21 protein-coding genes are annotated in these 26,648 nt (G+C 72.6%); 16 read left to right on the forward strand and 5 right to left on the reverse strand.

Annotated elements, in window-relative coordinates:
* The first annotated feature begins 88 nt into the window (after positions 1 to 88).
* The 6 genes from OHL10_RS08710 (at position 89) to OHL10_RS08735 (ending at position 7,417) form a co-directional block, all read left to right on the forward strand.
* Positions 89 to 1,834, forward strand: coding sequence for a glycosyltransferase family 4 protein (locus tag OHL10_RS08710; RefSeq protein WP_265521812.1), 1,746 nt, complete (start codon positions 89 to 91; stop codon positions 1,832 to 1,834).
* A gap of 122 nt (positions 1,835 to 1,956) precedes the next feature.
* Positions 1,957 to 3,216, forward strand: a complete 1,260-nt coding sequence (locus tag OHL10_RS08715) for a nucleotide sugar dehydrogenase (protein ID WP_265521813.1) — start codon at positions 1,957 to 1,959, stop codon at positions 3,214 to 3,216.
* Positions 3,213 to 4,091 carry an ABC transporter permease gene (locus OHL10_RS08720; RefSeq protein WP_265521814.1) on the forward strand — a complete coding sequence of 293 codons (879 nt, stop codon included), beginning with the start codon at positions 3,213 to 3,215 and terminating at the stop codon, positions 4,089 to 4,091. The genes OHL10_RS08715 and OHL10_RS08720 overlap by 4 nt, the downstream gene beginning before the upstream one ends.
* A complete protein-coding gene (locus OHL10_RS08725) occupies positions 4,084 to 4,944 on the forward strand; it encodes an ABC transporter ATP-binding protein (RefSeq protein ID WP_322645535.1) in 861 nt (286 codons plus the stop codon). Before OHL10_RS08720 ends, OHL10_RS08725 begins: the two co-directional genes overlap by 8 nt.
* Complete coding sequence (locus tag OHL10_RS08730; protein ID WP_265521815.1) at positions 4,944 to 6,101, forward strand: glycosyltransferase; 1,158 nt, start codon at positions 4,944 to 4,946, stop codon at positions 6,099 to 6,101. The genes OHL10_RS08725 and OHL10_RS08730 overlap by 1 nt, the downstream gene beginning before the upstream one ends.
* 2 nt (positions 6,102 to 6,103) lie before the next feature.
* Positions 6,104 to 7,417, forward strand: a complete 1,314-nt coding sequence (locus OHL10_RS08735) for a UDP-glucose dehydrogenase family protein (RefSeq protein ID WP_265521816.1) — start codon at positions 6,104 to 6,106, stop codon at positions 7,415 to 7,417.
* A gap of 73 nt (positions 7,418 to 7,490) precedes the next feature.
* Here OHL10_RS08735 and OHL10_RS08740 read toward each other — a convergent pair whose 3' ends face one another.
* Positions 7,491 to 8,276 carry a TIGR03089 family protein gene (locus OHL10_RS08740; RefSeq protein ID WP_265521817.1) on the reverse strand — a complete coding sequence of 262 codons (786 nt, stop codon included), beginning with the start codon at positions 8,274 to 8,276 and terminating at the stop codon, positions 7,491 to 7,493.
* 163 nt (positions 8,277 to 8,439) lie between these two features.
* Between OHL10_RS08740 and OHL10_RS08745 the strand changes: the two genes are divergently transcribed.
* The 3 genes from OHL10_RS08745 (at position 8,440) to OHL10_RS08755 (ending at position 14,274) form a co-directional block, all read left to right on the forward strand.
* Positions 8,440 to 8,766 (forward strand): WhiB family transcriptional regulator, encoded by a 327-nt coding sequence (locus OHL10_RS08745; RefSeq protein WP_322645536.1) that lies wholly within the window; start codon positions 8,440 to 8,442, stop codon positions 8,764 to 8,766.
* Between the two features lie 79 nt (positions 8,767 to 8,845).
* A complete protein-coding gene (locus OHL10_RS08750) occupies positions 8,846 to 12,238 on the forward strand; it encodes a glycosyltransferase (protein ID WP_265521818.1) in 3,393 nt (1,130 codons plus the stop codon).
* Between the two features lie 2 nt (positions 12,239 to 12,240).
* A complete protein-coding gene (locus OHL10_RS08755) occupies positions 12,241 to 14,274 on the forward strand; it encodes a DUF5719 family protein (protein ID WP_265521819.1) in 2,034 nt (677 codons plus the stop codon).
* Positions 14,275 to 14,321: 47 nt separating this feature from the next.
* Here the strand turns inward: OHL10_RS08755 and OHL10_RS08760 are convergent, their stop codons facing one another.
* Positions 14,322 to 14,861, reverse strand: a complete 540-nt coding sequence (locus tag OHL10_RS08760; RefSeq protein WP_322645537.1) for a metallopeptidase family protein — start codon at positions 14,859 to 14,861, stop codon at positions 14,322 to 14,324.
* Positions 14,862 to 14,927: 66 nt separating this feature from the next.
* Here OHL10_RS08760 and OHL10_RS08765 point away from each other — a divergent pair, with 66 nt between their 5' ends.
* Entirely contained in the window at positions 14,928 to 15,281 is a 354-nt protein-coding gene (locus OHL10_RS08765) for a DUF3499 domain-containing protein (RefSeq protein ID WP_265521820.1), read from the forward strand.
* A 3-nt stretch (positions 15,282 to 15,284) separates the two neighbouring features.
* Here the strand turns inward: OHL10_RS08765 and OHL10_RS08770 are convergent, their stop codons facing one another.
* Complete coding sequence (locus tag OHL10_RS08770) at positions 15,285 to 15,917, reverse strand: dTDP-4-dehydrorhamnose 3,5-epimerase family protein (protein WP_265521821.1); 633 nt, start codon at positions 15,915 to 15,917, stop codon at positions 15,285 to 15,287.
* Positions 15,918 to 16,060: 143 nt separating this feature from the next.
* Here OHL10_RS08770 and rfbD point away from each other — a divergent pair, with 143 nt between their 5' ends.
* Entirely contained in the window at positions 16,061 to 16,957 is an 897-nt protein-coding gene (gene rfbD / locus OHL10_RS08775; RefSeq protein WP_265521822.1) for a dTDP-4-dehydrorhamnose reductase, read from the forward strand.
* 34 nt (positions 16,958 to 16,991) lie between these two features.
* On the opposite strand, the gene rfbA is transcribed toward rfbD, so the two are convergent.
* Positions 16,992 to 17,855, reverse strand: a complete 864-nt coding sequence (rfbA, locus tag OHL10_RS08780; protein ID WP_265521823.1) for a glucose-1-phosphate thymidylyltransferase RfbA — start codon at positions 17,853 to 17,855, stop codon at positions 16,992 to 16,994.
* Between the two features lie 156 nt (positions 17,856 to 18,011).
* On the opposite strand from rfbA, the gene rfbB reads away from it, so the two are divergent.
* The 5 genes from rfbB to OHL10_RS08805 all read left to right on the forward strand — a co-directional run bounded on the left by rfbB (position 18,012) and on the right by OHL10_RS08805 (position 24,567).
* Complete coding sequence (gene rfbB / locus OHL10_RS08785) at positions 18,012 to 19,007, forward strand: dTDP-glucose 4,6-dehydratase (protein WP_265521824.1); 996 nt, start codon at positions 18,012 to 18,014, stop codon at positions 19,005 to 19,007.
* Between the two features lie 25 nt (positions 19,008 to 19,032).
* Positions 19,033 to 20,550, forward strand: coding sequence for a phosphomannomutase/phosphoglucomutase (locus tag OHL10_RS08790; RefSeq protein WP_265521825.1), 1,518 nt, complete (start codon positions 19,033 to 19,035; stop codon positions 20,548 to 20,550).
* Positions 20,547 to 20,741, forward strand: a complete 195-nt coding sequence (locus tag OHL10_RS08795) for a Trm112 family protein (RefSeq protein WP_265521826.1) — start codon at positions 20,547 to 20,549, stop codon at positions 20,739 to 20,741. Before OHL10_RS08790 ends, OHL10_RS08795 begins: the two co-directional genes overlap by 4 nt.
* A 78-nt stretch (positions 20,742 to 20,819) precedes the next feature.
* Complete coding sequence (locus OHL10_RS08800) at positions 20,820 to 22,346, forward strand: adenine nucleotide alpha hydrolase family protein (RefSeq protein ID WP_265521827.1); 1,527 nt, start codon at positions 20,820 to 20,822, stop codon at positions 22,344 to 22,346.
* 118 nt (positions 22,347 to 22,464) lie between these two features.
* Entirely contained in the window at positions 22,465 to 24,567 is a 2,103-nt protein-coding gene (locus tag OHL10_RS08805) for an acyltransferase family protein (RefSeq protein ID WP_265521828.1), read from the forward strand.
* A gap of 11 nt (positions 24,568 to 24,578) precedes the next feature.
* Here the strand turns inward: OHL10_RS08805 and OHL10_RS08810 are convergent, their stop codons facing one another.
* Positions 24,579 to 26,375 carry an Ig-like domain repeat protein gene (locus tag OHL10_RS08810; protein ID WP_265521829.1) on the reverse strand — a complete coding sequence of 599 codons (1,797 nt, stop codon included), beginning with the start codon at positions 26,373 to 26,375 and terminating at the stop codon, positions 24,579 to 24,581.
* Positions 26,376 to 26,648: the final 273 nt, after the last annotated feature.

Here is a 26,648-nt window from a genome sequence, read left to right on the forward strand (position 1 = left end):
GTGCAGGATTCCCTGCGGAGATGGTAGTCGGACGACGGGCTCCGCCGAGCAACGGCCGCCCCCCGAACGTCGAGAGGATAGTCACGAGATGTCGTTGCTCCCCGAGCGGATGGTGCGTGTCGCACGCAACCTGCCGCTCACGTGCTCGGTCGCTGCGCACCAGTGGCAGGAGGACCCGTACGTCGCCGCGGTGCGCGTGCTGCGCACGCTCCCTGCCCGGGTCGTCCGGCGGCTGGCGTCGGCGCCGGGTTCGCTCGGAGCGATGGCGAGCGGTGTGGTCGGGACGGACGACGAGCTCGTACGGCGGCTGGACCGCTCGGCACGGCGCTCCGACGTCGGCGCGGTGCGGGCGACGCGCGTGGCGCTGGCCCTGCACGACCTGCCCGGAGCGCGGGCGTCGTGGGACCTCGTCCGCCACCCGGGCAGCGTCGCGCGAGGTCGTGTTACCGGAGCACGCGTGCTGGCCGCAGAGGGTGCAGTCGTCGCCGCGCTCGACCTGCTGACCGATCCGCCGCGTCGGGGAGAGAGGGCTGTCCGCCGGGCACTCGCCGGAGATCTCGCCGTGCTCAGCCCGGCGCGCGACGAGGACGTGGCGCAAGGACCGGTCGACGACCGGCGCGCAGAGACACCGGGGCCAGTCCTCCACGTCGTCACCAACGCACTACCGGAGGTGCAGGCCGGGTACACGGTGCGGACGCAGGGGATCGCGGCGGCGCAGGTCCGGGGCGGGTCGGCCGTCGTCGTGTCGCCCCGACGAGGTTTCCCCGTGACGTCCGGCCGGCTCGACGCGCCCTGTGAAGTTGTCGTCGACGGCGTCCGGGTGCTGCGTGACCTGCCGACCTCGCTGCCCGCGCGGTCCGACGAGCAGCTCGCCGCCGAGATCGACACGCTGACCCGCACGGTGCGCACCCTGGGTCCGCGGGTGCTGCACGCGCACTCGTCGTACCTGAACGCACGGGTGGCGTTGGGGGTTCGCGCGCGCACCGGTGTGCCGGTGGTGTACGAGGTCCGTGGATTTCTCGAGGAGACCTGGGTCAGCCGTGGGGGAGATCCGGCCTCCGACCGGTACCGGCTCGCCCGCAGCAGCGAGACGCAGGCGATGCTCCGCGCCGACCAGGTCGTGACGATCTCCGAGGGCATGGCGCAGGACATCCGGGCTCGGGGGGTACCTGCCTCCCGGGTGACGGTCGTCCCCAACTCCGTCTCGGACGCGTTCCTCGCCGAGGCACCCGACCCGGGGCACCTGCGCCGTCGGCTCGGCATCCCGGACGACGCACCTGTCGCCGGGATCGTCTCCACGTTGAACCGCTACGAAGGGGTCGACGTCCTCGTCGACGCCCTGGGCCGGTTGGCCGCCGGCCCGCGGACGCCGCACCTGCTGCTGGTGGGCGACGGTCCCGAGCGAGCTGCGCTCGCGCAGCGGGCCCGCGACGTCCTGGGTGACCGTGCCCACGTCGTGGGGCGGGTGCCGCACGCCGCCGTGCGGGAGTACTTCGCCGCCATCGACGTGTTCTGCGTCCCGCGGCTCGACCTCCCGGTGACGTCGAAGGTCACGCCGATCAAGCCCCTCGAGGCCATGGCCACGGGTCGTCCGGTCGTGGCGAGCGACCTGCCGCCGCTGCGGGAGATCGTCACCGACGGTGTGACGGGCTGGTTCGCGGAGCCCGGCGACCCCGAGGGCCTCGCGCGCGTCCTGTCGGCGGCCCTGGGGGATCCCGACGCCGCGGCCGCGGTCGGCCGACGCGCCCGGGAGTGGGTGCTCGAGAAGCGGACCTGGGGGCGCGCCGCATCGGCCTACGAAACGGTGTACCGTGCCGCAGGCGGCGCCGGCTAGGGGTCACACCGCACCTGCGTGACGAGCCTGGCGGACCGTGGTCGAGCACCGCGCGCGGACGACTGCGCCCGCACCGCCTGGCGCTATGCTTTCCGGAGCCATCACCTAGAGGAGTCACCACTGTGTCCGTTGATGTTGTCGTGCTCGGTCTCGGGTACGTCGGGCTTCCGCTCGCACAAGAAGCAATCCGCTCCGGCCTGACGGTCCTCGGTTTCGACGTGAGCCCTCGCGTCATCGAAGGACTGAACGCCGGCAAGTCCCACGTCGACGACCTGTCGGACGAGAGCATCGGCGAGATGCTCGGCAAGGGGTTCCGCGCGACGAGCGACGAGTCGGAGATCAGCAGCGCCCGCGCCGCCGTGATCTGCGTGCCGACGCCGCTCTCGGAGGACGGCGGCCCGGACCTCGGCGCCGTGCTCTCCGCGACGCGTGCGGTCGCCCGCCAGCTCACCCCCGGAACGCTCGTGGTGCTCGAGTCCACGACCTACCCGGGCACGACCGAGGAAGAGCTGCGCCCGATCCTCGAGGAGAGCGGCCTCGTCGCCGGGCAGGACTTCCACCTCGCCTTCTCCCCGGAGCGCATCGACCCGGGCAACGCCGTCTACGGCATGAAGAACACGCCCAAGGTCGTCGGTGGCCTCACCCCCGCGTGCACGCAGGTGGCGGTCGACTTCTACGAGCGGTTCGTCGACACGGTCGTGCCGGCCAAGGGCACGCGCGAGGCCGAGACCGCGAAGCTGCTCGAGAACACCTACCGGCACATCAACATCGCCCTCGTCAACGAGATGGCGCGGTTCTGCCACGAGCTCGACATCGACCTGTGGGACGTCATCCGGCTCGCGAAGACCAAGCCCTTCGGCTTCCAGGCCTTCTACCCGGGCCCGGGCGTCGGCGGTCACTGCATCCCGATCGACCCGAACTACCTCAGCTACAACGTGCGCTCACGCCTCGGCTACCCCTTCCGGTTCGTCGAGCTGGCGCAGGAGATCAACGCCACGATGCCCACGTACGTGGCGCGCCGCGCGCAGGACATCCTCAACGCCGACGCCCTCGCGATGAACGGCGCGAAGGTGCTGCTGCTCGGGGTGACCTACAAGGCGGACATCGCCGACCAGCGCGAGTCGCCCGCCATGCCCCTCGCCCAGGCGCTCCGCTCGCACGGGGCGGACCTGTCGTTCCACGACCCGAACGTCGAGCAGTGGCGACTCGGGGACTCCGTCCTCCAGCGGGTCGAGGACCTCGACCGCGCGGTCGAGTCCGCGGACCTCGTCATCCTCGTCCAGAGCCACGCGTCGTACGCGGCGGACGAGATCGCCGGGCGTGCTCAGCGCTTCTTCGACACCCGGGGGGTCACGACCTCGACACAGGCACACCGTCTGTGACCTCCGACGGTCCGACGCAGGACGGATCTCGCGAGCTCGCCGAGCTCGCCACGTCCTACGGCCTGCGCCCGCTGGGCGAGCGGGACAAGCTCAGCACCTACACCCGAGAGCTGTGGCGCCGGCGCGCGTTCGTCTGGACGCTCGCCAGCTCGCGTGCCTACAGCCGCAACCAGAACAACTACCTGGGACAGCTGTGGAGCGTGCTGAACCCGCTGCTGCTGGCCATCGTCTACTACCTCGTCTTCGGCGTGCTGCTGTCGACGACGGCCGGCGTGGACAACTTTGCCGGGTTCCTGGTCATCGGGATCTTCATCTTCACCTTCATCGGCTCGTCGTTGCAGGCGGGCGCCAACAGCGTCCTGTCCAACACGGGTCTCGTCCGTGCCCTGAAGTTCCCGCGGGCGGTCCTGCCCTTGTCGGTCACGCTCGCCGAGCTCGTCACGCTCCTGCCCGCGCTGGGTGTGATGGTCGTCATCGTGCTCTTCACCGGGGAACCCCTGTCGTGGCAGTGGCTGACGTTGATCCCGGCGGTCCTCCTCACGCAGATCTTCACGAGCGGGGCGTCCTTCATCCTGGCGCGGGTCGTCGTCTCGGCCCGGGACCTGCGCAACCTCATCCCGGTCGCGATCCGTCTCCTGCGCTACGTCTCGGGAGTCTTCTACTCGATCGCGACGTACGTCGACGAGGGCGTGCTCGGCGCGATCATGTACTACCAGCCGGTGGCGGTCTACCTGAACCTGGTGCGCTCGGCGCTGCTCGAGCAGTTCGATGCCGATCTCACGCTGTGGATCGCAGGTGTGGCGTGGGCGTTCGTGCTGCTCGTGGTGGGCTACGTCGTCTTCTGGAAGGCCGAGGAGCGCTACGGACGTGACTGAGGAGAACGCAGCCATCGACGACCTGGACGACGCCGAGGACGGCATCGACGACACCGGGCCACGTCCCGTCGCCGCGGATGAGCGACGCCCCTCGCTCATCGCCGACGACGTCCACGTGAAGTACCGGGTGTTCGGTGGCAAGCGCAGGGCCCACACCGAGCCCGGAGGTCGGCTGCGTCGCGCCTTCAACCGGAGCCAGCGGCACGTGGGCGCGGTCACGGAGGTGCACGCGGTCAAGGGTGTGTCGTTCGTGGCGCACCACGGTGAGTCGATCGGGATCGTGGGACGCAACGGTGCCGGCAAGAGCACGCTCCTGCGTGCGCTGGCCGGGCTCATCCCCACCGCCTCGGGCAAGGTCTACGTCGATGGCACCAGCTCGCTCCTCGGCGTCAACGCCGCGCTGATGAGCTCGTTGACCGGTGAGCGCAACATCATGATCGGTGGCCTTGCCCTCGGGCTCACCCCGCAGCAGGTCAGGGACCGTATGGACTCGGTCGTCGAGTTCGCCGGGATCGGCGACTTCGTCGATCTCCCGATGTCTGCCTACAGCTCGGGGATGTCCGCGCGGCTGCGGTTCGCCATCTCGACCGCAGCCGTCCCGGACGTGCTGATGATCGACGAGGCGCTGGCGACGGGTGACGCGGAGTTCAGGGCGAGGAGCCAGAAGAAGATCGAGGAGATCCGCGGGCAGGCGGGCACGGTCTTCCTCGTCAGCCACTCGGCAGCGACCATCCAGCGGATGTGCGACCGGACGCTGTGGCTCGACGAGGGACGGCTCGTCATGGACGGTCCGTCGGACGAGGTGATCTCTGCCTACAAGGCCGCGGTCCGCAAGCGGTCGGGTCGGCGCTGATGGTGCCACGGGACCGCCTGGAGGTCCTGGTCGTGACGGTCGTGCACGACCCCTTCGACGCCCGGATCTGGCACCGGCAGATCCGGGCGATGCTCGATGCGGGCTACGCGGTCACGTACGCGGCACCCTTCTCCGCCTACGGACGGGCCCCTCAGCCCGGGGTCCGGAGCATCGACCTGCCGCGCGCGCTCGGTCGTCGTCGAGTCCGAGCGCTACGGGCAGCACGCTCGTTCCTGCGGTCCCGGTCCTCGCTGTTCGACGTCGTGCTCCTGCACGACCCCGACCTGCTGCTCGCTGTCCCGTCGACGTCCCGCGCGCGCCGCGCGGGCACCGCGGTCGTGTGGGACGTCCACGAGGACACCGCGGCCGCGGTCGGCATGCGCTCCTGGATCCCTCGCGTCCTGCGCGTCGTCGCGGCGCGCGCGGTCCGGCTGGCCGAGGCGTGGGCGGAACGACGCCTCCACCTGATCCTCGCCGAGCCGGGGTACGTCGAAAGGTTCGCCCGGCCGCACCCGGTGGTGCCCAACTCGGTCCGGGTGCCGCCGGAGATGCCGGCAGAGCCCGTCGAGCCACGAGTCGTCTACCTCGGGAAGCTGACCGCCGCGCGCGGAGCGCTCGAGATGATCGACGTCGCCCGTCGCCTGCGGGACGTGCGCGTCGAGCTGATCGGGCCGGCGACCGACGACGTCGCCGCCGCACTGCGTGCTGCGGACGACGAGGGAGTCCTCGACTGGCGCGGGTTCGTCCCCAACGACGTCGCCACGGCCCGGTTGGACGGTGCGCTCGCCGGTCTGTCCCTGCTGCACGACGAGCCGAACTACGCGCACTCCCAGCCCACCAAGGTGCTCGAGTACATGGCGCACGGCCTGCCGGTGGTCACCACTCCGAACGCGACCTCGGTGGACGTCGTCGAGAGCGCGCAGGCGGGCGTCGTCGTGGGCTTCGACGACGTCGCGGCGGTGGTGGAGGCGATCGACGGGCTGCGTGCCGACCCGGCGGGCCGTGCGGCGATGGCGCGCCGGGGTCACGCGGCCGCCCGCGAGCGGTACGACTGGAATCGTGACGCCACGAGCTTTCTGGATACTCTCGAGGCGTTTGCCGCGTCCTCCGCGCGCGATCGCCAGCAGTTCAGACAACGTTCCGACGACGAAGGATAGATGTGCGAATCTCCGTGATTGGGTGCGGGTACCTCGGTGCCGTCCATGCTGCCTGCATGGCGAAGCTGGGCCACGACGTGATCGGTGTCGACGTCGATGCCGCGAAGATCGACGCGCTGTCCGTGGGGCGCGCCCCGTTCTACGAACCGGGTCTGCCGGAGCTCCTGAAGGAAGGCGTCGCGAGCGGTCGGCTGCGGTTCACGACGGACCTGGCCGACGTGGCGGGCGCGGAGGTGCACTTCGTCTGTGTCGGTACCCCGCAGCGCCAGGGGGAGTACGCCGCGGACATGCGGTACGTCGACGCAGCCGTCGAGGGCTTGCTGCCTCACCTGTCCGTCGGCGACGTCGTCGTCGGCAAGTCGACCGTCCCGGTCGGCACTGCTGCACGCATCGCCGACCGACTTGCCACCGAGGCGCCGGGTACGACTCTGGCCTGGAACCCGGAGTTCTTGCGCGAGGGCTTCGCCGTCAAGGACACGCTCCACCCGGACCGCCTGGTCTACGGCGTCCCGCAGGGCGACCAGGGGGAGCATGCACGGACCCAGCTCGACGTGATCTACGCCGACCCGCTCGCCCAGCACACGCCGCGCATCGTCACGGACTACGCGACCGCCGAGCTCGTCAAGGTCGCGGCGAACTCCTTCCTGGCGACGAAGATCTCGTTCATCAACGCGATGGCCGAGCTCTGCGAGGAGACCGGGGCCGACGTCACGCAGCTCGCGGACGCGATCGGTCACGACGACCGCATCGGCCGCAAGTTCCTCAACGCCGGCCTCGGCTTCGGCGGCGGGTGCCTGCCGAAGGACATCCGGGCGTTCATGGCGCGGGCTGGTGAGCTCGGTGCGGACCAGGCGGTCGCCTTCCTCAAGGAGATCGACGCGATCAACGAGCGTCGCCGCGTCCGGATGGTCGACCTCACCCGTCAGGTGGCGGACGGTTCGATCACGGGCAAGCGCATCGCAGTGCTCGGCGCTGCTTTCAAGCCCAACAGCGATGACGTCCGGGACTCGCCCGCGCTGGACGTCGCGGCACAGCTCGCGCGCCAGGGAGCAGACGTCGTGGTGACGGACCCCGAGGCCGTGGAGAACGCCCGCCGGGTCCACCCCGAGCTGAACGTGACGACCTCCTGGGAGGAGGCCGTCGAGGGCGCGGAGATCGTTCTCCTGCTCACCGAGTGGCAGGTGTACCGCGAGCTGGACCCCGAGGAGCTCGGTGCGCGCGTCGCGGGCAAGCGCATCCTGGACGGTCGTAACGTCCTGGACCCGGTGCAGTGGCGGGCCGCCGGCTGGGTGTATCGCGCTCTGGGTCGCCCGTAGCCAGACTTCCCCTAGCACCCGCGGCCACCCGCCACGGCCGCCCCCGCAGCTCCGGCACTCAGCACCGGCGGCATCAGCCGCCGGTGCTGATGCGTTCGCCCTCCACCAGGCGTCGACGGCGTGCCGGGTCGTCGGCGAGCTCACCGGCGGTGGCGGCTGACGTCAGCACGACGGATCCGTCGGCCGCCCACAGCCCCAGGGCACGGACGAGGACGGGAACCAGCCCTTGGTCCCCGGCGACGAGCGCGCGCGGGGCGGCGGGCGAGGGCGAGCCGGGCGACGGCTCGTCGTCGGTCAGCGCCCAGGTGACGAGGTCGGCGTGCGCGACGCGAAGGTCGCTCCCCGTCTGCTCGAGCGCGGGCAGCGCGCCGTCGGGCTCCGGCGCCCAGTCGATCTGGTCCCCGTAGGTCATGACGGCGGCCGCTGCGTCGACCGCGCCGGGAGGCAGGTCGCCGTCGAACCTGCGGGCGAGCGCTGGGAGTGCGACCGCCACCAGGGCGTCGTACGCTGCACCACGAGACGGCTGGTCGGTCACGAGCACGTCGCCCGCCGCACCATCCTCGTGCGGCGGACCGGCGGCGAGGACGACGGTCGCCCCGGTGCGCCAGGAAGCGAGCGTCCACACGACGGATCGCCAGTGCACGGGGAGGTCTATGACGATCCTCACGCCGGGTTCGGCGTCGAATTCCTGCACGAGGAGGTTCGTCGTCTTATTGATCCAGTTTTCAAGCACCGCGCCCGAGAGCTCGATGCGTTCGGCGTCGTCCCCGTACCACGTCAGGCGTGGGCGGCCGGGGTCCTTGCCGAGGAGACGTAGCAGGTCAGAGACGTGGGTGGGCAGATGGGGAGTTGTCACCATGGCGCCCAGCCTAGGCCTGTGCATGTCACCTCACCGCGCCGAGGTGCGCACGGATTTCACCCGCCATGCACACGCGGCTAGCACATTTCGGCTTGACGGACGCGGATGACACGCGTGTAATTTCTCTAATGCAGTTTCTTGAAACGGCATGAAGGGGCGCGCTATGTGGAACATACTGGACGACGAGGGGACCTTCCCCTCGGAGATGGACCGTCAACCGGAGAAGGTGGCGCCGGTGCTGCCGCTCTTCGGCGACGCGATCGACGACTCGCTCATGGGCTGGCAGGAACGGGCGCTGTGCGCTCAGACCGACCCGGAGGCGTTCTTCCCCGAGAAGGGCGGCTCGACGCGTGAGGCGAAGAAGGTCTGCACCGGGTGCGAGGTGCGCTCGGAGTGCCTCGAGTACGCGCTCGAGAACGACGAGCGCTTCGGGATCTGGGGCGGGCTGTCGGAGCGCGAGCGGCGCAAGCTGAAGCGGCGCGTGGTCTGACGACGCGGCTGCGGGCCGCACACGCCCGGGATCGCAAATCCCGGGTGCCGCGCCTTCCGGGGCGCATGATCGTCGCAGGATGACTTCTTCAGACACCACCAGCCCCTCGCGGCTCGCGGCGCCCGGCGCGCCCCGCCCCGCCGCGCGCGCGGACGTGCCCGACGTCGTCGCCTCCGTCACGGGGGCGCTGCCCGTCGTGGTGACGGTCGCCGCCGTCGTCGTGACCCGCGGGAGCTCGCCCTACCTGGCCGAGACGTTGGCGGCGCTCCGCGCCCAGTCCGTCGCCCCCGACTCGGTCACGGTCGTCGACGTCTCGACGTCCGGTGCGTCGGGCGACCACGACGGGCTCCCGCTCGGGGCCGCCCGCTTCATCGCCGCCCCGCGGGCCCGCTCCTTTGGTGACGCCGTCGGGGCCGGCCTCGCGGGCGAGGCGCCCAGCACGTGGCTGTGGCTCCTGCACGACGACTCCGCCCCCGCCCCGGACGCGCTCGCCGAGCTCCTGCGCGCCGTCGAGCACACGAGCGCCGTCGCCGTCGCCGGCGCCAAGCAGCGCCGCTGGGACCTGTCGGAGGGCCCGCCGGACAGCGGTGGTGTCCTCGTGTCCGTCGGGTACACGACGTCTCCCCTCGGGCGACGGATGACCGGCATCGACGAGGACGAGATCGACCAGGGTCAGCACGACGCTCGCGAGGACGTCCTGGCGGTCGGCCTCGCGGGGGCGCTGGTGCGCCGGTCGGTCTGGGACGCCCTCGGCGGGACGGACCCCGAGCTCGGTGCGTTCGGCGACGGCCTCGACCTCTCCCGGCGTGCACGGCTCGCAGGCCACCGGGTCGTCGTGGTGCCGAGCGCGGTCGTCTACCATGCGCAGGCATCGTTCCTCGGGCTGCGCGAGCGGGCGCACGCCGGCTCCTCCGGCCCGGACCCGGACCCCGATGCCTCGTACGGTGTCCGTCGCCGCAGTGCGCTGCACGCCCGTCTCGTCGCGGTGCCGGGCGCGCTGCTGCCCGTCGTCGTCGTCGCGACGCTGCTCTGGGCACCGTTCCAGGCCATGTACCGGCTCGTGATGAAGCGACCTGGCCAGGCGCGCGACGAGCTGTGGGCCCCCGTATGGGCGCTGCTGCGGCCCCGTGCCGTGCTGCGTGCGCGCCGGTCGGTGCGCCGGACGAGCACCCTGCCGCGCCGGACGCTGCGACCGTTGCGCGGGACGTGGCGTCAGGTGCTGTCCGAACGTCGCGACCGCCGGCTGGCCCGCGCCGAGCGCCGACGCACGTACGTCGCCCCGACGCAGATCGAGCGGGCCGAGCTGCGGAGCCTGGCCCTGCGCCGCCGCGCGGTGCTCGCCGCCCTCACCCTCGCGCTGGTCGGGCTCACCACCTTGGTCTTCGGCACCGTTGCCGGGGCCGTCGGCGACGGCGGTCGGTTCGTCGGCGGGGCGCTGTTGGTGGCGGGCGGCACGCTGGGCGACGTGTGGCAGGCCGCGACGAGCGGCTGGGTCACGAACGGGCTCGGTGTCCCTGCGCCGGCGGACCCCCTCGTGACGGGCCTGCTGCCCGCGGTCCTCCTCGTGGGTGGTTCGCTCCAGACCGCGGTGAACGCGCTCGTCGTGACGAGCCTTCTCGCCGCCGGTCTCGGAGCATGGTTCGCGGCCGGTGCGGTGACGCGCTCGGTCGGTCTGCGTGCGTGGGCCGTGGTCGTGTGGGTCGCGGCGCCGCCGCTCCTGCTCGCTCTCGACGGCGGGCGACTCGGCGCACTCGTGGCGCACGCGACCCTGCCCTGGGTCGCCCTCGGCCTCCTCCGCGCGCTCGGGGTGCACCGGGTCGACGTCGTCGCCCCCGCGTACCAGCCATCCGGGGACGGCGACCTGCAGCCGGTACGTTCACGCGTCTCACGGCAGCCCGGCTCGCTCGGCGCGGCCGCCGCGTCCGGGCTCGCGCTCGCGCTGGCGGTGGCGGGCGCGCCCGTTCTGCTCCCCGTGGCAGTCGTCGTGGTGCTGCTCCTCGTGCTCGGGGTGCGCAGGCACCGCCGCTACCTCGTCCTCGTGCTGATCCCTTCGCTCGTGGCGTTCGCACCCTTCTGGGTCCACGCCCTGCGCACCGACGACGGGTGGCGGGCGCTGCTCGCCGAACCCGGTGCACCGCTCGCCCAGGTGCCCGCCGCTCCGTGGCAGATGCTGCTCGGCCAACCGGTGGCCCCCGCCGCGTGGTTCACGGACGCGCAGCCCGTCGACGGGGCACTCGGTGACGTCCTCGGTGCGGTGCTCTCCGCCCTGCCGTACGTCCTCGGCGTCGCGGTCGTGCTGCTTGCGCTCGCGGCGCTCGTCGGCCCCCGACCAGGCGCTCCCGTCGCCTGGTGCGTGGCGGCCGTCGGGCTGGCCGCAGCCGTGCTGGCGAGCCGGACGACGGTGTCGACCACCGGGGAGGGCGCTGTCACCGCATGGCCGGGCGCCGCCCTCTCCCTCGTGCTGCTCGCGCTGGGTGGCGCGGCCCTCCTGGGCGCCCGGGTCGCCGAGGGCCTGCTGCCAGGTCCGCAGGGGCGCGCCCGCGCTGCGCTCGTCGCCGGTGCCGCGGCCCTGGTCCTCGCGCTCCCCGTGGGCGCCGTCACCGCGTGGGCCCTGGACGGTCTCGACCGCGGGCGCGGGACGGTCGGTGACGTTCGGGTCACGGCCGAGCCTGTGGTGCCCCCGGTCGGCCAGCAGATGCAGGGCTCGCCCCGGGCCGTGCGGGTGCTCTCGCTGGAGCTCGACGGCCCGGTCGTCGAGTACGCGCTCCTGCGAGGGGACGGCCCTCAGCTCCTCGACTCGGCGGTCGCGGTGCAGGTCGGCGAGCTGACGGACGACGGGTCCGACCAGGAAGCCCTGCCGTCCCTCGTCGCGGAGCTGACGACCGGCGCGGCGGACGACGTCACCCCCCGGCTCGGTGACCTCGCGGTGGGCGCGGTGCTCGTCCCGGCCGGCGAGGACACGCAGCAGCGCGCCGAGCTGGTCGCACGCCTCGACATGGTCGCCGGGCTCGAGCGCGTCACCGAGGGTCAGTCCGGCGTCATCTGGCGGGTCGCGCCCGAGAGCCTCACCGACGGGACGGACACCGACCAGCCCGCCTGGGCACGGGTGCTCGCCGCCGCGCCCGGAGATGCGCCGGCCGGCTCGGTGACGCGCGACGTCACGACGGTCGAGACGCTCCCGGCAGCGGGCCAGCGTGTCTCGACGTCCGTGGAGGCGGGGGCCGCGGGACGGGTGGTCGTCCTCGCGGAGACCGCCGCGCCCGGCTGGCGCGCCACGCTGGACGGCAGGTCGCTGCCGCGCGTCGAGGCCGGTGGACTCCAGGCCTTCGAGCTCGGGGCCGACGGCGGGCACCTCGCCGTGCAGTACACCGAGCCGCTGCGCACCCCCTGGCTGGTCACCGCCGGCGTGACCCTGATGATCTACGTGCTGCTCGCGGTGCCCGCAGGGCGTCGCAGGGCCGGAACGAGGTAGTGGTGACGCGCAGGAAGAGCACGGGCCGCCCCGTCGCCCGACGGATCGCCGGTATCGGCGTCGGTGTCCTCGCGGTGGCCGTGACGGGTGCCCTGGCGGCGGTCGGGGGCGCGCTGCCCGTGCCGGCCGGTGTCACGGCCGGGCTCACGGCCGCGACCGGGTCCGACGTCCGGCAGGTGACCGTGCCTCCCGCGGACCAGCTTCTCGTGTGCCCGGGCCCGGCACGCCTCACCGACCCGGCCACCGTGGGGGACGACGAGTTCGAGGCCGCGCCGGTGGAGACCGAGACGAGCCTGCGCGCCGCCATGCTGGTCGGCGGCGGCGCGACGGCCGCGCTGTCCGACCTTCTGGGGGACGGGCCGCGCGACCTCGCCGACGGCCCGGACGCGGCCGTTCTGACCGAGGACGAGGTGACCGCCGGATCGGTGCTGCGCACGCGGCCCGGGACCGCGCCGGAGGTGCTCGCGGCGGCGGCGGCCGGCTCGATCACCACGGACGGCGACCTGCGAGGGCTGGCAGCGGCGAGCTGCGCCGCACCGCGGATCAGCCACTGGCTCGTGGGCGGGAGCACCGAGATCGGCAGCAGCACGCAGCTGGTGCTGCAGAACCCCGGCCGGACACCCGCGACGGTGCGCGCGTCGATGTGGGGTCCCGGCGGTCCCGTGACCCTGACCGGTGGCGGGCAGTACCTCGTGGCGCCCGGTGAGGAGATCGTCGTGCTCGTCGAGGCCTCCGCCCCTGAGCAGCGTCGCCTCGTGGTGAACCTCGAGGCGGAGGGTGGCCTCGTGGCGGCCTACCTACAGCACTCCACGCTCGACGGTCTGCGGCCCCTCGGCGTCGACCTCGTCGTCCCCGGTGCCGCGCCCACGACGAGCCTCGCGGTGCCCGGTGTCGTGAGCACGGGGGAAGGCGTCGACGACGCCGACGCACCCCAGCTCCGGCTGCTCGCGCCGACGGACGACGACGCAGCGACTGACGACGACGGCGCGGCGGACGACGCTGCGGGACACGACGCCGTGGTGGACGAGGGAGCAGCCGGCGTGGGTGACGCTGACGACGGTGCGAGCAGTGACGAGCGCGGTACTGATCAGGACGCAGCGGGCGAGAGCGGTCCCGGCCCGAGCGATCTTGACCCGAGAGATACCGACGCGTCGAGCGCGGAGGGCCGCGAGGCGGTGACGATCAGCGTGTACGGTGCGGACGGGCTCGTGCGGCTGCGTGGTGCGGAGGTCGTCGAGCTCACCCCGGGTGTGGTCTCCGACGTCTCGCTCGGCGGGCTGCCGCCTGGTCGCTATACCGTCGCCGTGGAATCGGCGGTCCCCGTCGTCGCGGGGGCGGTCGTCTCCCGCGTGGGTGACCAGGACCCCGAAGTGCTGGTGGACGGGCGACCCGTCGACCGGGCGTGGATCGCGTCCACCGCGGTCGAGACCGGCGGCGACGCCGAGCAGACCGTCGGCCGGAGCCAGGTCGCCCTGCTGCCGGGGACCAGGTCCGAGGTGGTCGTGGGCGCGGTGCCGCTCCCGACCGGTCCTCCCGACGGTGCGGAGGTCGATGGGGCTGCCGGGGTTGACGGGGCTGGGACGGACGAGTCCGGGATTGGCGCGGCCGGTACCCTGCGCGGCACGCTGCGCGCGTACGACGAGGCGGGTGAGGTCGTCGGCACGCGGGACCTCGCGGTTCCCGCGGGCACGACCTCGACGGTGCTCGCCGCCGACCTGGCCGACGGCGACGAGCCGGCGACCGTGACGCTCGAGGTCACCGGGCCGGGCGCTGCCACCGGCGCGGGCGCGGTGCGGGCGGTGTGGTCGGTGGTCGCCGAGGCGGGTCCGGAGGTCACTCAGCCTGTGGACCGGGGCGACGCGCCGGACGACACCTCCGGTGACACCGGTGGTGAAGAGGCCGACGAGACTGCCGACGAGTCCGACGCCGCGGACGGGCCGGGTCGCGGCCTGATCTCGGTCCTGCTGCCCGTGCCCGGTGCGCCGGGCCTCGACACGGTGGACGTGCGGGCGACGGAGACGGCCGGTCTGGGCTGACCCGACCGGCAGCCGACCGGCAGCCGAGTGGCAGCCGAGTGGCAGGGTCAGTGCCCGCCGAGGTACCCCGGGTCGATCTCCTCGGGGCTGCGCCCGAGCATGTGACCGACCTGCTCGACGACGACGTCGCGGACCAGGTCGCTCGTGTCTTCCGCGTCGAGCGCCCGCTGCTCCACCGGGCGGCGGTAGACGACGATCCGCGCCGGCTGACCGGCCTCCGCAGGAAAGAACCGGCCGAGCGGCACCCCGGCGTCCTCCCACGGCGCAGGGTCGGACGGCGGGACGTCCTCGACGGCGAACTCGGTCCCCCGCAGGGCGCGTCCCCAGGTGCGCTCGAGCTTCTCGACGGCGGCGAGCACGTGCTCGTCGAACCGTTCGGCGCGGGTGCGGTTCGCGGGTGCCGAGGGCGGCAGGAGGGGTCCGCGGATGCCGCGCCCGCGACGGTCGCGGCGCCGTGGCCCGTCGCCGCCGTCGGGCCCGCGGGGAGGGATCTCGAGGCTCGCGAGCGCGGCGGGCACACCGGCCCGCACGGCGCGCGGGCGGCGGGAGGACGGGCCACCGGGGGGCGAGACGGGGAAGCCTGGCATGCCACCCACGGTAGACGACGGCGTGTGCGGGGACGCGCCGGCGCGGCGAGGGCGTAGGGTCACCACGTGAGATCGGTCAGGCAGTGCTCCCGGACGGCGTGCACCAACGCGTCCGTCGCGACTCTGACGTACGTCTATGCGGACTCCACCGCCGTGCTCGGGCCGCTCGCGCACTTTGCGGAGCCCCACAGCTACGACCTGTGCGCGGAGCACGCCGAGCGGCTCACGGCGCCCCGTGGCTGGGAGGTCGTCCGCCTCTCGCCGCACTTCGTGGAGACCGGTCCGAGCGACGACGACCTCTCGGCCCTCGCCGACGCCGTCCGCGAGGCGGGCAGGTCACGTCCTGAGGCCGAGCCGGCCGACGTCACGGAGGTCGGTCGCCGGGGTCACCTGCGGGTCCTGCGCGTCGAGGGCGACTGAGGCTCAGTCCTTCCCGTTCGCGGGACCCAGCCCGCTGACGTACTCCCGCACGTCCGCCCAGCGCGGCAGGACGCCGTCGTGCCCCGCCTGCCGCAGCGTCGGCGCCTGCGCGTCCTTCGGGGAGAAGCTCGGGACGAGGGGTCGTCCGGCGAGGTCCGTCGTCGGCCAGTCGATGCCGAGCTCCGGGTCGGTCGGGTCGATGCCGTGCTCGCGCTCCGGGGCGTAGCCGGTCGAGCACAGGTAGACGACCGTCGAGTCGTCCTCGAGCGCCATGAAGGCGTGCCCGAGCCCTTCACCGAGGAAGACGGCGCGGCGGTCGGTGGTGTCGAGCAGGACCGAGTCCCAGGTCCCGAACGTGGGGGACCCGACCCGCACGTCGACCACGACGTCCAGCACCGCGCCGCGCACGCACGTGACGTACTTGGCCTGTCCGGGCGGGACGTCGGCGAAGTGCACGCCGCGGACCACGCCGGCGTGCGAGACGGACGCGTTGGCCTGCCGCAGGTCGAGCGGGCGCCCGGTCGCGGCGACGAATGCGGCGTCCTTGAACCACTCGAGGAAGGTGCCGCGGTCGTCGGGACGCTGGCGCGGGAGGATCTCCCACGCGCCGGGGACGGTCAGCTCGCGGATCTGCACGTGCGCTCCTTCGATACGGCTGGTCGGGCCAACCTCGCCCGCGGGTCGGGCGCCACGTGGGACGATACCCGCGAGCGGACACGGCGACCGGACCGGACGTCCGCCGGACAGAGGTCCGCTGGACAGGCATCAGGGGAGGCCGCGTGCACTGGGTGGTGACGGGCGCCGGGGGCCTGCTGGGCACCGAGCTGGTCGGGTTGCTCGCTGCCCGCGGGGCGTCCCACGAGGCGCTGACGCGGTCGGCGGTCGACATCACCGACGCCCCAGCGGTCGCGCGCGCGGTCGCGGGGGCTGACGTCGTCGTGAACTGCGCCGCGTACACCGACGTGGACGGCGCGGAAGCCCACGAGGCCGACGCGTTCGCCGTCAACGCCGTCGGGCCGCAGGTCCTCGCGCGGGCGACCGCGCGGACGGGCGCCCGGCTCGTGCAGGTGTCCACGGACTACGTCTTCGACGGTGGGGATCTCGATGGCAGCGAGCCCGACGGCGAGGGGCGCGCGCGCCCCGGCTATGCCGAGACGGACCTCGCGGCGCCTCGGACCGCCTACGGGCGGAGCAAGCTCGCGGGGGAGTGGGCGGTGCGGGCGGAGCACCCGGACGCCCTTGTCCTCCGCACCGCCTGGCTCTACGGCCGCCACGGAGCGTGCTTCCCCCGGACGATCGCCCGCGCCGCCGCGACGCGTGATCGTCTCGACGTTGTCGACGACCAGGTGGGCCAGCCCACGTGGGCGCGGGACGTCGCCGACCTGATGGTGCGCCTCGTCGCCGCGCGGGCGCCGGCCGGGACGTACCACGCGACGTCGTCGGGCCGTGGGAGCTGGTTCGACCTGGCCCGGGCGGTCGTGGCGTCCGAGGGCCGCACGAGCACGTCGCTCGCCGCCGTGCACCCGACGACGAGCGACGCGTTCGTACGGCCCGCCCGGCGCCCCCCGTTCTCGGTTCTCGGGCACGACGCCCTGCGCGCGGTCGGTCTCGCACCGATCGGCGACTGGCGCGAGCGCTGGGAGCTCGCCGCGAGCGACGTGCTGCACGACCTCTGAGCAGTCCGGTGCGCCGGGGGCTGCTCGGGGGCGTCTACTGCTCCAGGAGCTCGAGCAGGTAGGTGCCGTAGCCGGACGTGCGCAGCGGCTCGGCGCGCTCGCGGAGCTCGTCGTCCGAGAGGAACCCGCGCCGCCAGGCGACCTCCTCGGGAGACCCGATCTTCAGGCCCTGCCGGTTCTCGATCGTGCGCACGTAGTCGCTCGCCTCGAGCAGGGAGTCGTGCGTGCCGGTGTCAAGCCAGGCCGTACCGCGGGGCAGCACCTCGACCTGCAACCGACCCGCGGCGAGGTAGTGCCGGTTGACGTCGGTGATCTCGTACTCGCCGCGTGCCGACGGCCTCAGGCTGCGCGCGATCTCCACGACGTCGTTGTCGTAGAAGTACAGGCCGGGGACCGCGAAGCGGCTGCGCGGGTGCTGCGGCTTCTCCTCGATGCTCAGCGCACGGCCGGCCTCGTCGAACTCCACGACGCCGTACGCCGTCGGGTCCTTGACGCGGTAGGCGAAGATCGCACCGCCGTCGACGTCGTTGAAGCGTTGCAGCCGGTCGCCGAGACCGGGGCCGTAGAAGATGTTGTCGCCCAGGACGAGCGCGGCCCGCTCGGTCCCGAGGAAGTCCGCGCCGAGGACGAACGCCTGTGCCAGACCGTCGGGCGCGTGCTGGACGGTGTAGGAGATCGAGATGCCGAACCGAGACCCGTCGCCCAGGAGCCGGGTGAAGGCATCGGCGTCGTGGGGGGTCGTCACGACGAGCACGTCCCGGACGCCGGCGAGCAGCAGGGTCGACAACGGGTAGTAGATCATCGGCTTGTCGTACACGGGCAGGAGCTGCTTGCTCACACCCAGCGTGATCGGGTGCAGGCGTGAGCCGGAGCCGCCTGCCAGGATGATCCCTTTCATCCTGGCAGGTTCTCACACGGCGACCCCTCGACGGCGGGTGAAACCCGGGAGGAGAGCGTCGCGGTCGCCGCAGGGCGGCGCCCCGGAGACTTCCCGTCGATAGACTCGGCAGGTCCCTGCAGCCATGGGTCGACCCTGTCGGCCGAGGAGGTCCGAGTGCGCGTCCTGGTCACCGGTGGTGCGGGCTTCATCGGCTCGAACTTCGTCCACGCCACGGTCGCCCAGCGACCCGACGTGCAGGTCGCCGTCCTCGACGCCCTCACGTACGCGGGCGACGCGTCGTCGCTCGCGCCCGTGCGCGACCAGGTCACCCTGCACGTGGGCGACGTCGCCGACGCCGACCTCGTGGACCGCCTGGTCGCGGAGACCGACCTGGTCGTGCACTTCGCGGCGGAGTCGCACAACGACAACTCGTTGACCGACCCGTCGCCGTTCGTCCGGACCAACGTCGTCGGGACGTTCACGCTGCTCGAGGCCGTGCGCCGCCACGGCGTGCGGCTCCACCACGTCTCGACCGACGAGGTCTACGGCGACCTCGAGCTCGACGACCCGGCACGGTTCACCGAGGACACCCCCTACAACCCGTCCTCGCCCTACTCGTCGACCAAGGCCTCGAGCGACCTGCTCGTGCGTGCCTGGGTGCGGTCCTTCGGCGTCCGGGCGACCCTGACGAACTGCTCCAACAACTACGGGCCCTACCAGCACGTCGAGAAGTTCATCCCCCGGCAGATCACCAACCTCGTCGACGGGGTGCGACCGCGGCTCTACGGCACCGGGGCGAACGTGCGGGACTGGATCCACGTCGCCGACCACAACGACGCCGTCTGGACCGTCATCGACCACGGCACACCGGGGGAGACCTACCTCATCGGTGCCGACGGCGAGCGCAGCAACCGCGAGGTCGTGGCCGACCTCCTCGAGATCTTCGGCCGCCCCGCCGACGACCTCGACCTCGTCGCCGACCGCGTCGGCCACGACCTGCGCTATGCCATCGACGCCACCCGGTTGCGCGACGAGCTCGGCTGGCGCCCGCGGTACACCCGGTTCCGCGACGGGCTCGAACGCACGGTCGCCTGGTACCGCGACAACGAGCCGTGGTGGCGCCCGGCGAAGGCCGCCACCGAGGCCCGGTACGCCGCGAACGCGCAGTAGCGACCCCGCGGCTAGGCTGGCCCGCGTGACCATCGACCTCTCGCACCTCATCAAGGCCTACGACGTCCGCGGCACCGTCCCGGACCAGCTCGGCCCTGACGTCGCCCACGCGATCGGCGTGGCCTTCGCCCACGCCGTCGTCCTCCCCGAGGTCGGTCAGGTGCCCGACGGCGTGGGCACCGAGGCCGGGGCGGACGGCCGTGCGCGTGCCGTCGTCGGGCAGGACATGCGGGACTCCGGCCCGGCGCTCGTGGACGCGTTCGCCCAGGGCCTGGCCGACGCCGGGGTCGACGTCGTCCGTATCGGGCTGTGCTCCACGGACGGCCTGTACTACGCCTCGGGCGCCCTCGGCGTCCCGGGGGCGATGTTCACCGCGAGCCACAACCCGGCCGAGTACAACGGCATCAAGCTGTGCCGCGCGGGCGCACGGCCCGTCGGTCAGGACTCGGGCCTCACCGAGGTCCGCCGGCTCGCCGAGCAGTACCTCGGCGAGGACTTCCCGCCCGTCGCGGGCACGCCGGGCACGGTGACGGAACGCGACATGCTCACCGACTACGCCGCGTTCCTGCGGTCGCTCGTCGACCTGTCCGCGATCCGCCCGCTCAAGGTCGTCATCGACGCCGGCAACGGGATGGGCGGGTACACCGTGCCTGCCGTGCTCGGCACGGGCGCGGGCCTCGCGCACCTGCCCCTGGACATCGTGCCGCTGTACTTCGAGCTCGACGGCACCTTTCCGAACCACGAGGCGAACCCGCTCGACCCGGAGAACCTGCGCGACCTGCAGGCCGCGGTCGTCGAGCACGACGCCGACCTCGGCCTCGCGTTCGACGGGGACGCCGACCGGTGCTTCGTCGTCGACGAGCACGGCGACCCCGTCTCCCCGTCCGCGATCACGGCGCTCGTGGGGCTGCGGGAGGTCGCCACCGAGCTCGCCGCAGGCCGCACACCGACCGTGATCCACAACCTCATCACGTCGCGCGCCGTCCCGGACCTCCTCGGCGGCGCGGGCGCGAGGACCGTGCGCACCCGCGTCGGGCACTCGTTCATCAAAGCGCAGATGGCCGAGCACGGCGCCGTCTTCGGCGGCGAGCACAGCGCCCACTACTACTTCCGCGACTTCTTCTACGCCGACACCGGCATGCTCGCGGCGATGCACGTGCTCGCCGCCCTCGGCACGCAGCCCCACCCGCTGTCGGCGCTCGCGGAGATGTACGAGCCGTACGTCTCGAGCGGCGAGATCAACTCGCGGGTGCGGGACGTCGCGGCGGCGCGCGAGCGGGTCGTGACCGCGTACGTGACCGAGCAGGGCGCCGGGCCCGTCGACGTCGACGAGCTCGACGGCCTGACCGTCTCGCACTGGGACGCCCACCCCCAGTGGTGGTTCAACCTCCGGGCGTCCAACACCGAGCCGCTGCTGCGGCTCAACGTCGAGGCGGCCGACGTCGACATCATGGAGAAGGTGCGCGACGACGTCCTGTCGCTCGTGCGCGAGGCACCGGCCGACGCCGGTGCGACCGACGGTACCGAGGAGAGTGCATCATGAGCGCAGAGCTGACCATCGACCCCTGGGTGCGGGCCGCGCTGCGGTGCCCCGTCACCGGCGCGATCCTCGTCGACGCCACCGGTCCGGACGGCGAGCCCGAGCTGCACTCGACCGACACCGAGCGGCCGCTCGCCTATCCTCTGCGGGACGGGATCCCCGTGCTGCTGGAGGGCGACGCGCGGGCACTGTGACCCCGCAGGTGGGGTGTTAGGCTGCGCCCCCAACGATCTCGAGGGACCCCGGTCCCGTCGTACAGCAGGAGCAGTCGTATGGACGTCGTCGTCGCACCGCCGCGTGTGTGGGGGCACCGTGTCCACTTCAGGTTCGAGCTGTCCGAGCCGACGACGACGCAGCGCCGCAACCGCTGGTCGGTCTCGTTCCCCGGGACCTCCCTGCGTGGCATCCCGCGCGAGCTGCTGCTCGAGAACTTCCTCGCGTTGCAGCTCCCGGTGTGGGCCGTGCAGGACCCGGCCGCGACGGTCCGCCTGCCGATGTCGATGCCTCGAGCCGTCGTGGAGTGGTGGCTCGCCTACCACCGACTCGACACGATGACGGTCGGGCCGCTGAGCGACGACGCTCCCGTCACGCTCGAGGGCTTGCCTCGTCGTGGATCGTCTGCAGGCCGGACCGCGGTGATGTTCGGCGGCGGCAAGGACTCGACGCTGGCCTACGAAGCTCTCGCGGAGAAGCTCGGCGCGGACCGCGTCCTGCTCGTGCACATGGTGCACCCGTTCTCGGCACGACGCGGTGCGTCGTCGCAGGCCCAGCGTCGTGCCGAACGGCAGATCCTGGCACCGCTGCGTCGCCGCGGGGCCGAGATCAAGGTCGTCCGCACCGACTTCATCGCCAACCTGCGGGCGCATGCCAAGGTCCGGCCTGGTGTCCTGCTGTACTTCGGTGCCGCGCTGGCCGGCCTGATCGCCGCAGACTGCGCGGCCGCGACGGTCAGTCACACGGCCGGCGGGTACTGGGTGAAGGACCGAGTGGGCAAACCGGCGATGTGGGGCAACCGTCGGCTGCGGCCCGAGTGGCTCGAGACGCTCAGCGACTACTACGAGGTACGCCTCGGCCGTCCGTTGGAGCTGTCGACGACGCACTACGCCGTCTCGGAGTACCTCTCCTTCGCGACCCTCCTCGAGCGTTATCCCGCGGCGTTGGACGGCGTGGTGATGTGTATGCGAGAGCCGCAGCCGGGCCGACGCTGGTGCTACGACTGCAAGAAGTGCTTCGAGTACGCGGTGTTCGGGCTCTCCCGCGGCTACGTCGACGGTTCTTTCGACTACCAGACGATGTTCACGGCTCGCTACACCACCGGCCTGCACAAGCACGCGAAGACCGCGCCTCGTGACGAGCGGACCGGGCTCGCGCTGTGGTCTCCTCGTGTCGGCACCCCGACGCACTTCGCGTCCATGTGCCACGCGCTGCACCACCTCGATCCTTCACTGCTCGTCGACCGGGTGGACTCCCGCGTGCTCAAGCGTCTCGTCGTCCTGCGTGGCGCCTACGGCACGACCTCCTTCCCTGCAGTCGAGACGATCGTCCGCGCCGCGATCGACCTACCACGCGCGCAGGCCGCCAGGATCGTCGCCGAGGTCGCGGCCGAGCACCACGAGGTCGTGCCGGAGCAGGCCGGCCCGCTGCTGCGCGGGGACGAGCCGGTCGGCTACGCCTACGGGACCCGGATGCCCGTGGACCTGCCCGTCCCCGAGGCGGGCTCCGCGGAGCGTGCGGCGGTACCGGCCGCGTCCGTCGTTCGGGCTCCGGGTCCGACGGTGACAGGCCCGTTCGAGGGGTAGCGCTCCGTCCCGCACGCGTCGGCGCGGGGACGATCGCTCGTCGGCGGGCAAGCAGCACGGGCGCCGGTACCGTAGAAGGGTGAGCCCGGCCTGCTCACACGCCGCACGAGAGGATCGGATGACCCAGCGCACTGGAGCGGAGCTCGGCGTCCCCGCGGTGGTATCGCGTCCTGAGCCCCGACCGGGTACTCCGGCACGTGCCGACATCCAGGGCCTGCGGGCCGTCGCCGTGGTCGCGGTCCTCGTCTACCACCTGTGGCCTGACCGCCTCACCGGCGGGTACGTGGGTGTCGACGTCTTCTTCGTCATCTCGGGCTTCCTCATCACGAGCCACCTCCTGCGCACCCCGGTCCGGTCGGTCGGCGACCTGCTGACCTTCTGGGCGCGGCGCGTCCGGCGGCTCATCCCGGCGGCCACCGTGGTGCTCGTCGCCACGCTCGCCGCGAGCGCGATCTGGTTGCCCGCCACGGTGCTGAGCGCCGTCGCCCGGGAGGTCACGGCGGCCGCGCTCTACGTGGAGAACTGGGCGCTCGCGGAGTCCGCCACCGACTACCTGGCCGCAGACCAGCTGCACACCCCCGTCCAGCACTACTGGTCGTTGTCCGTCGAGGAGCAGTTCTACGTCGTGTGGCCGTTGCTGCTCGCCGTCCTCGTCTGGCTCGCGGCCCGACGCCGGACCCGCGTGCTCCACCCGGCCGTCGGTATCGCTGTGGTCGTCGCGGTGTCGCTCGCGTGGTCGGCGCACCTCACTGCGACCGATCCCGCGCGGGCGTACTTCGTGTCGACGACGCGCGTGTGGGAGCTGGCCGCGGGCGGGCTGCTCGCCGCGGTCGGGACGCTCGGTGTGGCGCGTATGCCGTCCGCGGCCCGTGCCGCGCTCGCATGGGCCGGTCTGGGGGCGATCGCGTACGCCGTCGCGACGTTCGACGCCTCGACCGCCTTCCCCGGGGTGGCCGCGGCCGTCCCGGTCGTGGGGACGCTGCTCGTCCTCGTGGCCGCGTCGGACGGGCTGCGGGGCGGACCGGGCGCGGCGCTCGGCGCACGCCCGGTCGCGTGGCTCGGCGACGTCTCGTACTCGCTCTACCTGTGGCACTGGCCGCTGATCGTCATCACGCCCTTCGTCCTCGGGCGAGGGCTGGGATGGGCGGACAAGCTCGTGCTCCTGGTGGTCGCGTGCGCGCTGGCCGGGGCGAGCAAGCGATTCGTGGAGGACCCGGTGCGGCGCAGCCGGCTGCTCACGCGCCGCCGCCTCGCCACGTTCGGTGTGCTAGTCGGGTGCGCGCTGGTCGTCGTGGTGGGTGCGAGCGCGATGTCGGCCAAGGCCGCGGCGGACGAGCGCGCGGCGGACGTGGCGATGCAGTCCGCGCTGGAGGACCCGCCGTCGTGCTTCGCCGCCGCGGCGGCGCGCGACCCGGAGTGCACCTTCCCGGGTGACGACCTCGTGACGCCGCCGCTGTCGGTGCAGGACGACCAGCCCGACGTGTACGCCGACGGGTGCTGGAACAACACCCCGTTCGACTCCCGCCGGACGTGCACCTACGGCCTCGACGTGGCACAGACCCGGGTCGCGCTCGTCGGGAACTCGCACGCGGGGCACTGGCAGCCACCGCTCACCGAGCTCGTCGAGGAGCGGGACTGGTCCCTGACGACCTATCTCGTCTCGGAGTGCTACACCGTGGACGTGCCGCTCGACATGGGGACCGACGAGGCGACGGACAACTGCCTGGGGTGGAACGACTGGGTGACGGACGAGGTGTCGAGCGGCTACGACCTCGTGGTGATGTCGAACCGGACCTTCCGGGAGATCGAGGGTGTGGACCCCGACGATCGCGGTGACGTCGCCAAGGAGGCCTACGCCCGCGTCCTGGCGGAGGTCACGGCGGGCGGGACCCCCGTCCTCGTGCTGCGTGACACGCCCGCGTGGCCGGAGAGCGTGCCGGACTGCGTCGCGGAGCACGCGTACGACCCGCTGGAGTGCGCGGTCCCGACCGGTCTCGCGCTCGAGCGTGACCCGCTCGCCGAGGCGGGCGCCCAGGACGTGAGCGGCCTCGTGACCGTGGCGGACCTCAACGACATGCTGTGCACGGACGACGAGTGCTACCCGGTGGTGGGTGGCGCGATCGTGTTCTTCGATCACGGGCACCTGTCCAGGACCTACGCCGAGAGCCTGAGCCCGGAGGTGGCGGCTGCCGTCGACGAGGCGATGAGGACCGATCGCTGACAGGTGGGGCGTCAGACGACGCGAAGGTCCACGCGAGGGCTCCACCTCGCGACGAGCACGTCGTTCCCGGAGAAGTGGGCCTTGATCCGCTGGTTGCCCCGCGTCGTGCTGGCCGGCAGCGTGATCGTCAGTCGTCCCTGGTCCGACGCCCTGAGCGTCGCGGTCCGGACCTTCCTGCTGCCGACGTACACGGAGACCTTCCCCGTCGGTCGGGAGATCCCGGTGGCCCGCACGGTGACGGTGACCTTCGGCTTCTCCCAGGTCCGGACGGTGCTCTTCGCGAGCTTGGCCGTGACCGTCGGCGTCGCCTTGGTCACGCGCACGGACCTGGTGCCGGAGGCTGACATCACCGTGGTCGACGACGAGCTGCTCGGGACGAACGTCGCGGTGACGGTGTGCGAGCCCACTTTGAGCGACCGGGGCAGCCGGACCGTCGCCGTGCCCGTCGAGGAGACCGTGACGCGGCCGAGCGCCATCGATCCTCGTGTGAACGTCATCGTCCCGGCCGGGACGACCCCGCCGACCGTGGCGACGGTCGCCGTCATCGTGAGCACGTTCGGGTCCTGGTGCACCTGCGTGCCGGTGCGGCTTGCCGCGACCGTCACCGCAGGCGTGCTCCGGACCGCTATGTCGACCTTGGCGGTTGCGCCGACGGATCGCGTCGTCACCGAGACGGCCTTCGAACGGGTGGTGAACGTCGACCCGACCGGCAGGTACGACGTCCTGCCCGACGACGGGCCGTGCGGGAGGACGACCTGCTCGCCCTGGTAGAACGTCGAGGTCGTGGCCGGCGCAAGGCGCAGGATCCGGACGCCGTGGTCGAAGCGGAGCGGGAGCCCACCGGTCGCGAGGTTCACGCGGTGCCCGGGCCACGGCGTCGAGGCAGAGCGGTACTCGACGTAGTAGCGGTCTTTGGTCTTCGGGTCGATGACGGTCACGCTCTGCCGGCTGCCGGAGCCGCCGACGGGTGACAGGTCGACCGTGCGGACCCCCGCCCCTGCCGTCGTGCCGGCCGAGCCGAGGACACCGAGCCGGGCCCGGCCCGGTGTCGACAGTGCAGGGATCGTGGCCCCTGGCGCCAAGGCGGTACCCATGACGTCGAACGAGTCGACGTACGGCAGGTAGCCGCAGCTCGACGGGAGCGGTCGCAGAGATGCGTCGTTCGTGCTGCCGGAGCACCACAACGAGCCCGAGTGCTCGAGCCCCTTGTTGTGGCCGAGCTCGTGCGCGAGGGTGTGGGCACCGTCGTCGAACTGCGAAGCGTTCGCACCGCCGTGGAGCGCGAACACGACGCCGCCGCTCGATGTGCTCGGCGTCGACGGAAGCGTCCCCAGACCGAGGGTGCCGCCACAGGTCGTGCGGCCGAGGTCCGTGCCCCGGTACGGCGAGAGCACCACGAGGTGCTCGCGCTGGCGAGGGCCCGACGTCCGGTTGCTGTACCAGCCCGTGCCGTAGCGGCTCTCCCCGGCCTTCTCCCACAACGACAGGATGTTGTTCGTCGTGGAGCACGACGCGTTCGGCAGGGAGATCCGCTCGATGCTGCCCGTCTCGTAGGACACGGCGCCGCCCGTCTGGTCGGACCAGAAGGACGAGACCTCGTCGACGAGATCGTGGACCGCCTCGTCCGACACCCAGCCCTCGACCTGCGAGGTGGACGTCCATCCCGGGGCGACCACCACGACGTGCGCGGTGTGCGTGCCGGGCGCGGACATCCGTCGCAGGGAGCCGGACGGCGCCTCGTCGGCCAGCGGCGAGTCGTAGCGGACCGGCTCGTCGTCGATGACTGGGGTGTCAGGGTGCGTGGCCACCGGCGTGGCGCCGACGGACGCTGACGCCGAGACCCCGGGAACGGCAAGCGCGAGGGTCGAGGCGACCAATGCGGCGACGGCGCTCCGTGCCAGCCGTACCCGAGATCGACGATGCCTCATCCGTGCCCCCACGTTCCGTGCCCGGGAAGCCCTTGTGAGCGCCCGTCGCAGGGTGAACGTACCGCTCGACTCCCCGGAGCGCAGGTCGGGCGGTCGAAGGGGCCCGCGCTCCGGTCTGTTGCACTGTGGGCCGGCCCTCGGTGAAGTGCCGGC

This window comes from Oerskovia flava (assembly GCF_026163685.1).
In the GTDB taxonomy this organism is placed as follows: Bacteria; Actinomycetota; Actinomycetes; order Actinomycetales; family Cellulomonadaceae; genus Oerskovia_A; species Oerskovia_A flava.

Coding starts and splice junctions, on each gene's coding strand:
- OHL10_RS08745 (WP_322645536.1), top strand. CDS start 8,440: ATGTGGAACATACTGGACGACGAGGGGACCTTCCCCTCGGAGATGGAC.
- OHL10_RS08795 (WP_265521826.1), top strand. CDS start 20,547: ATGAGCGCAGAGCTGACCATCGACCCCTGGGTGCGGGCCGCGCTGCGG.
- OHL10_RS08730 (WP_265521815.1), top strand. CDS start 4,944: ATGGTGCCACGGGACCGCCTGGAGGTCCTGGTCGTGACGGTCGTGCAC.
- OHL10_RS08710 (WP_265521812.1), top strand. CDS start 89: ATGTCGTTGCTCCCCGAGCGGATGGTGCGTGTCGCACGCAACCTGCCG.
- rfbA (WP_265521823.1), bottom strand. CDS start 17,855: ATGAAAGGGATCATCCTGGCAGGCGGCTCCGGCTCACGCCTGCACCCG.
- OHL10_RS08740 (WP_265521817.1), bottom strand. CDS start 8,276: ATGGTGACAACTCCCCATCTGCCCACCCACGTCTCTGACCTGCTACGT.
- OHL10_RS08800 (WP_265521827.1), top strand. CDS start 20,820: ATGGACGTCGTCGTCGCACCGCCGCGTGTGTGGGGGCACCGTGTCCAC.
- OHL10_RS08760 (WP_322645537.1), bottom strand. CDS start 14,861: ATGCCAGGCTTCCCCGTCTCGCCCCCCGGTGGCCCGTCCTCCCGCCGC.
- OHL10_RS08750 (WP_265521818.1), top strand. CDS start 8,846: ATGACTTCTTCAGACACCACCAGCCCCTCGCGGCTCGCGGCGCCCGGC.
- OHL10_RS08805 (WP_265521828.1), top strand. CDS start 22,465: ATGACCCAGCGCACTGGAGCGGAGCTCGGCGTCCCCGCGGTGGTATCG.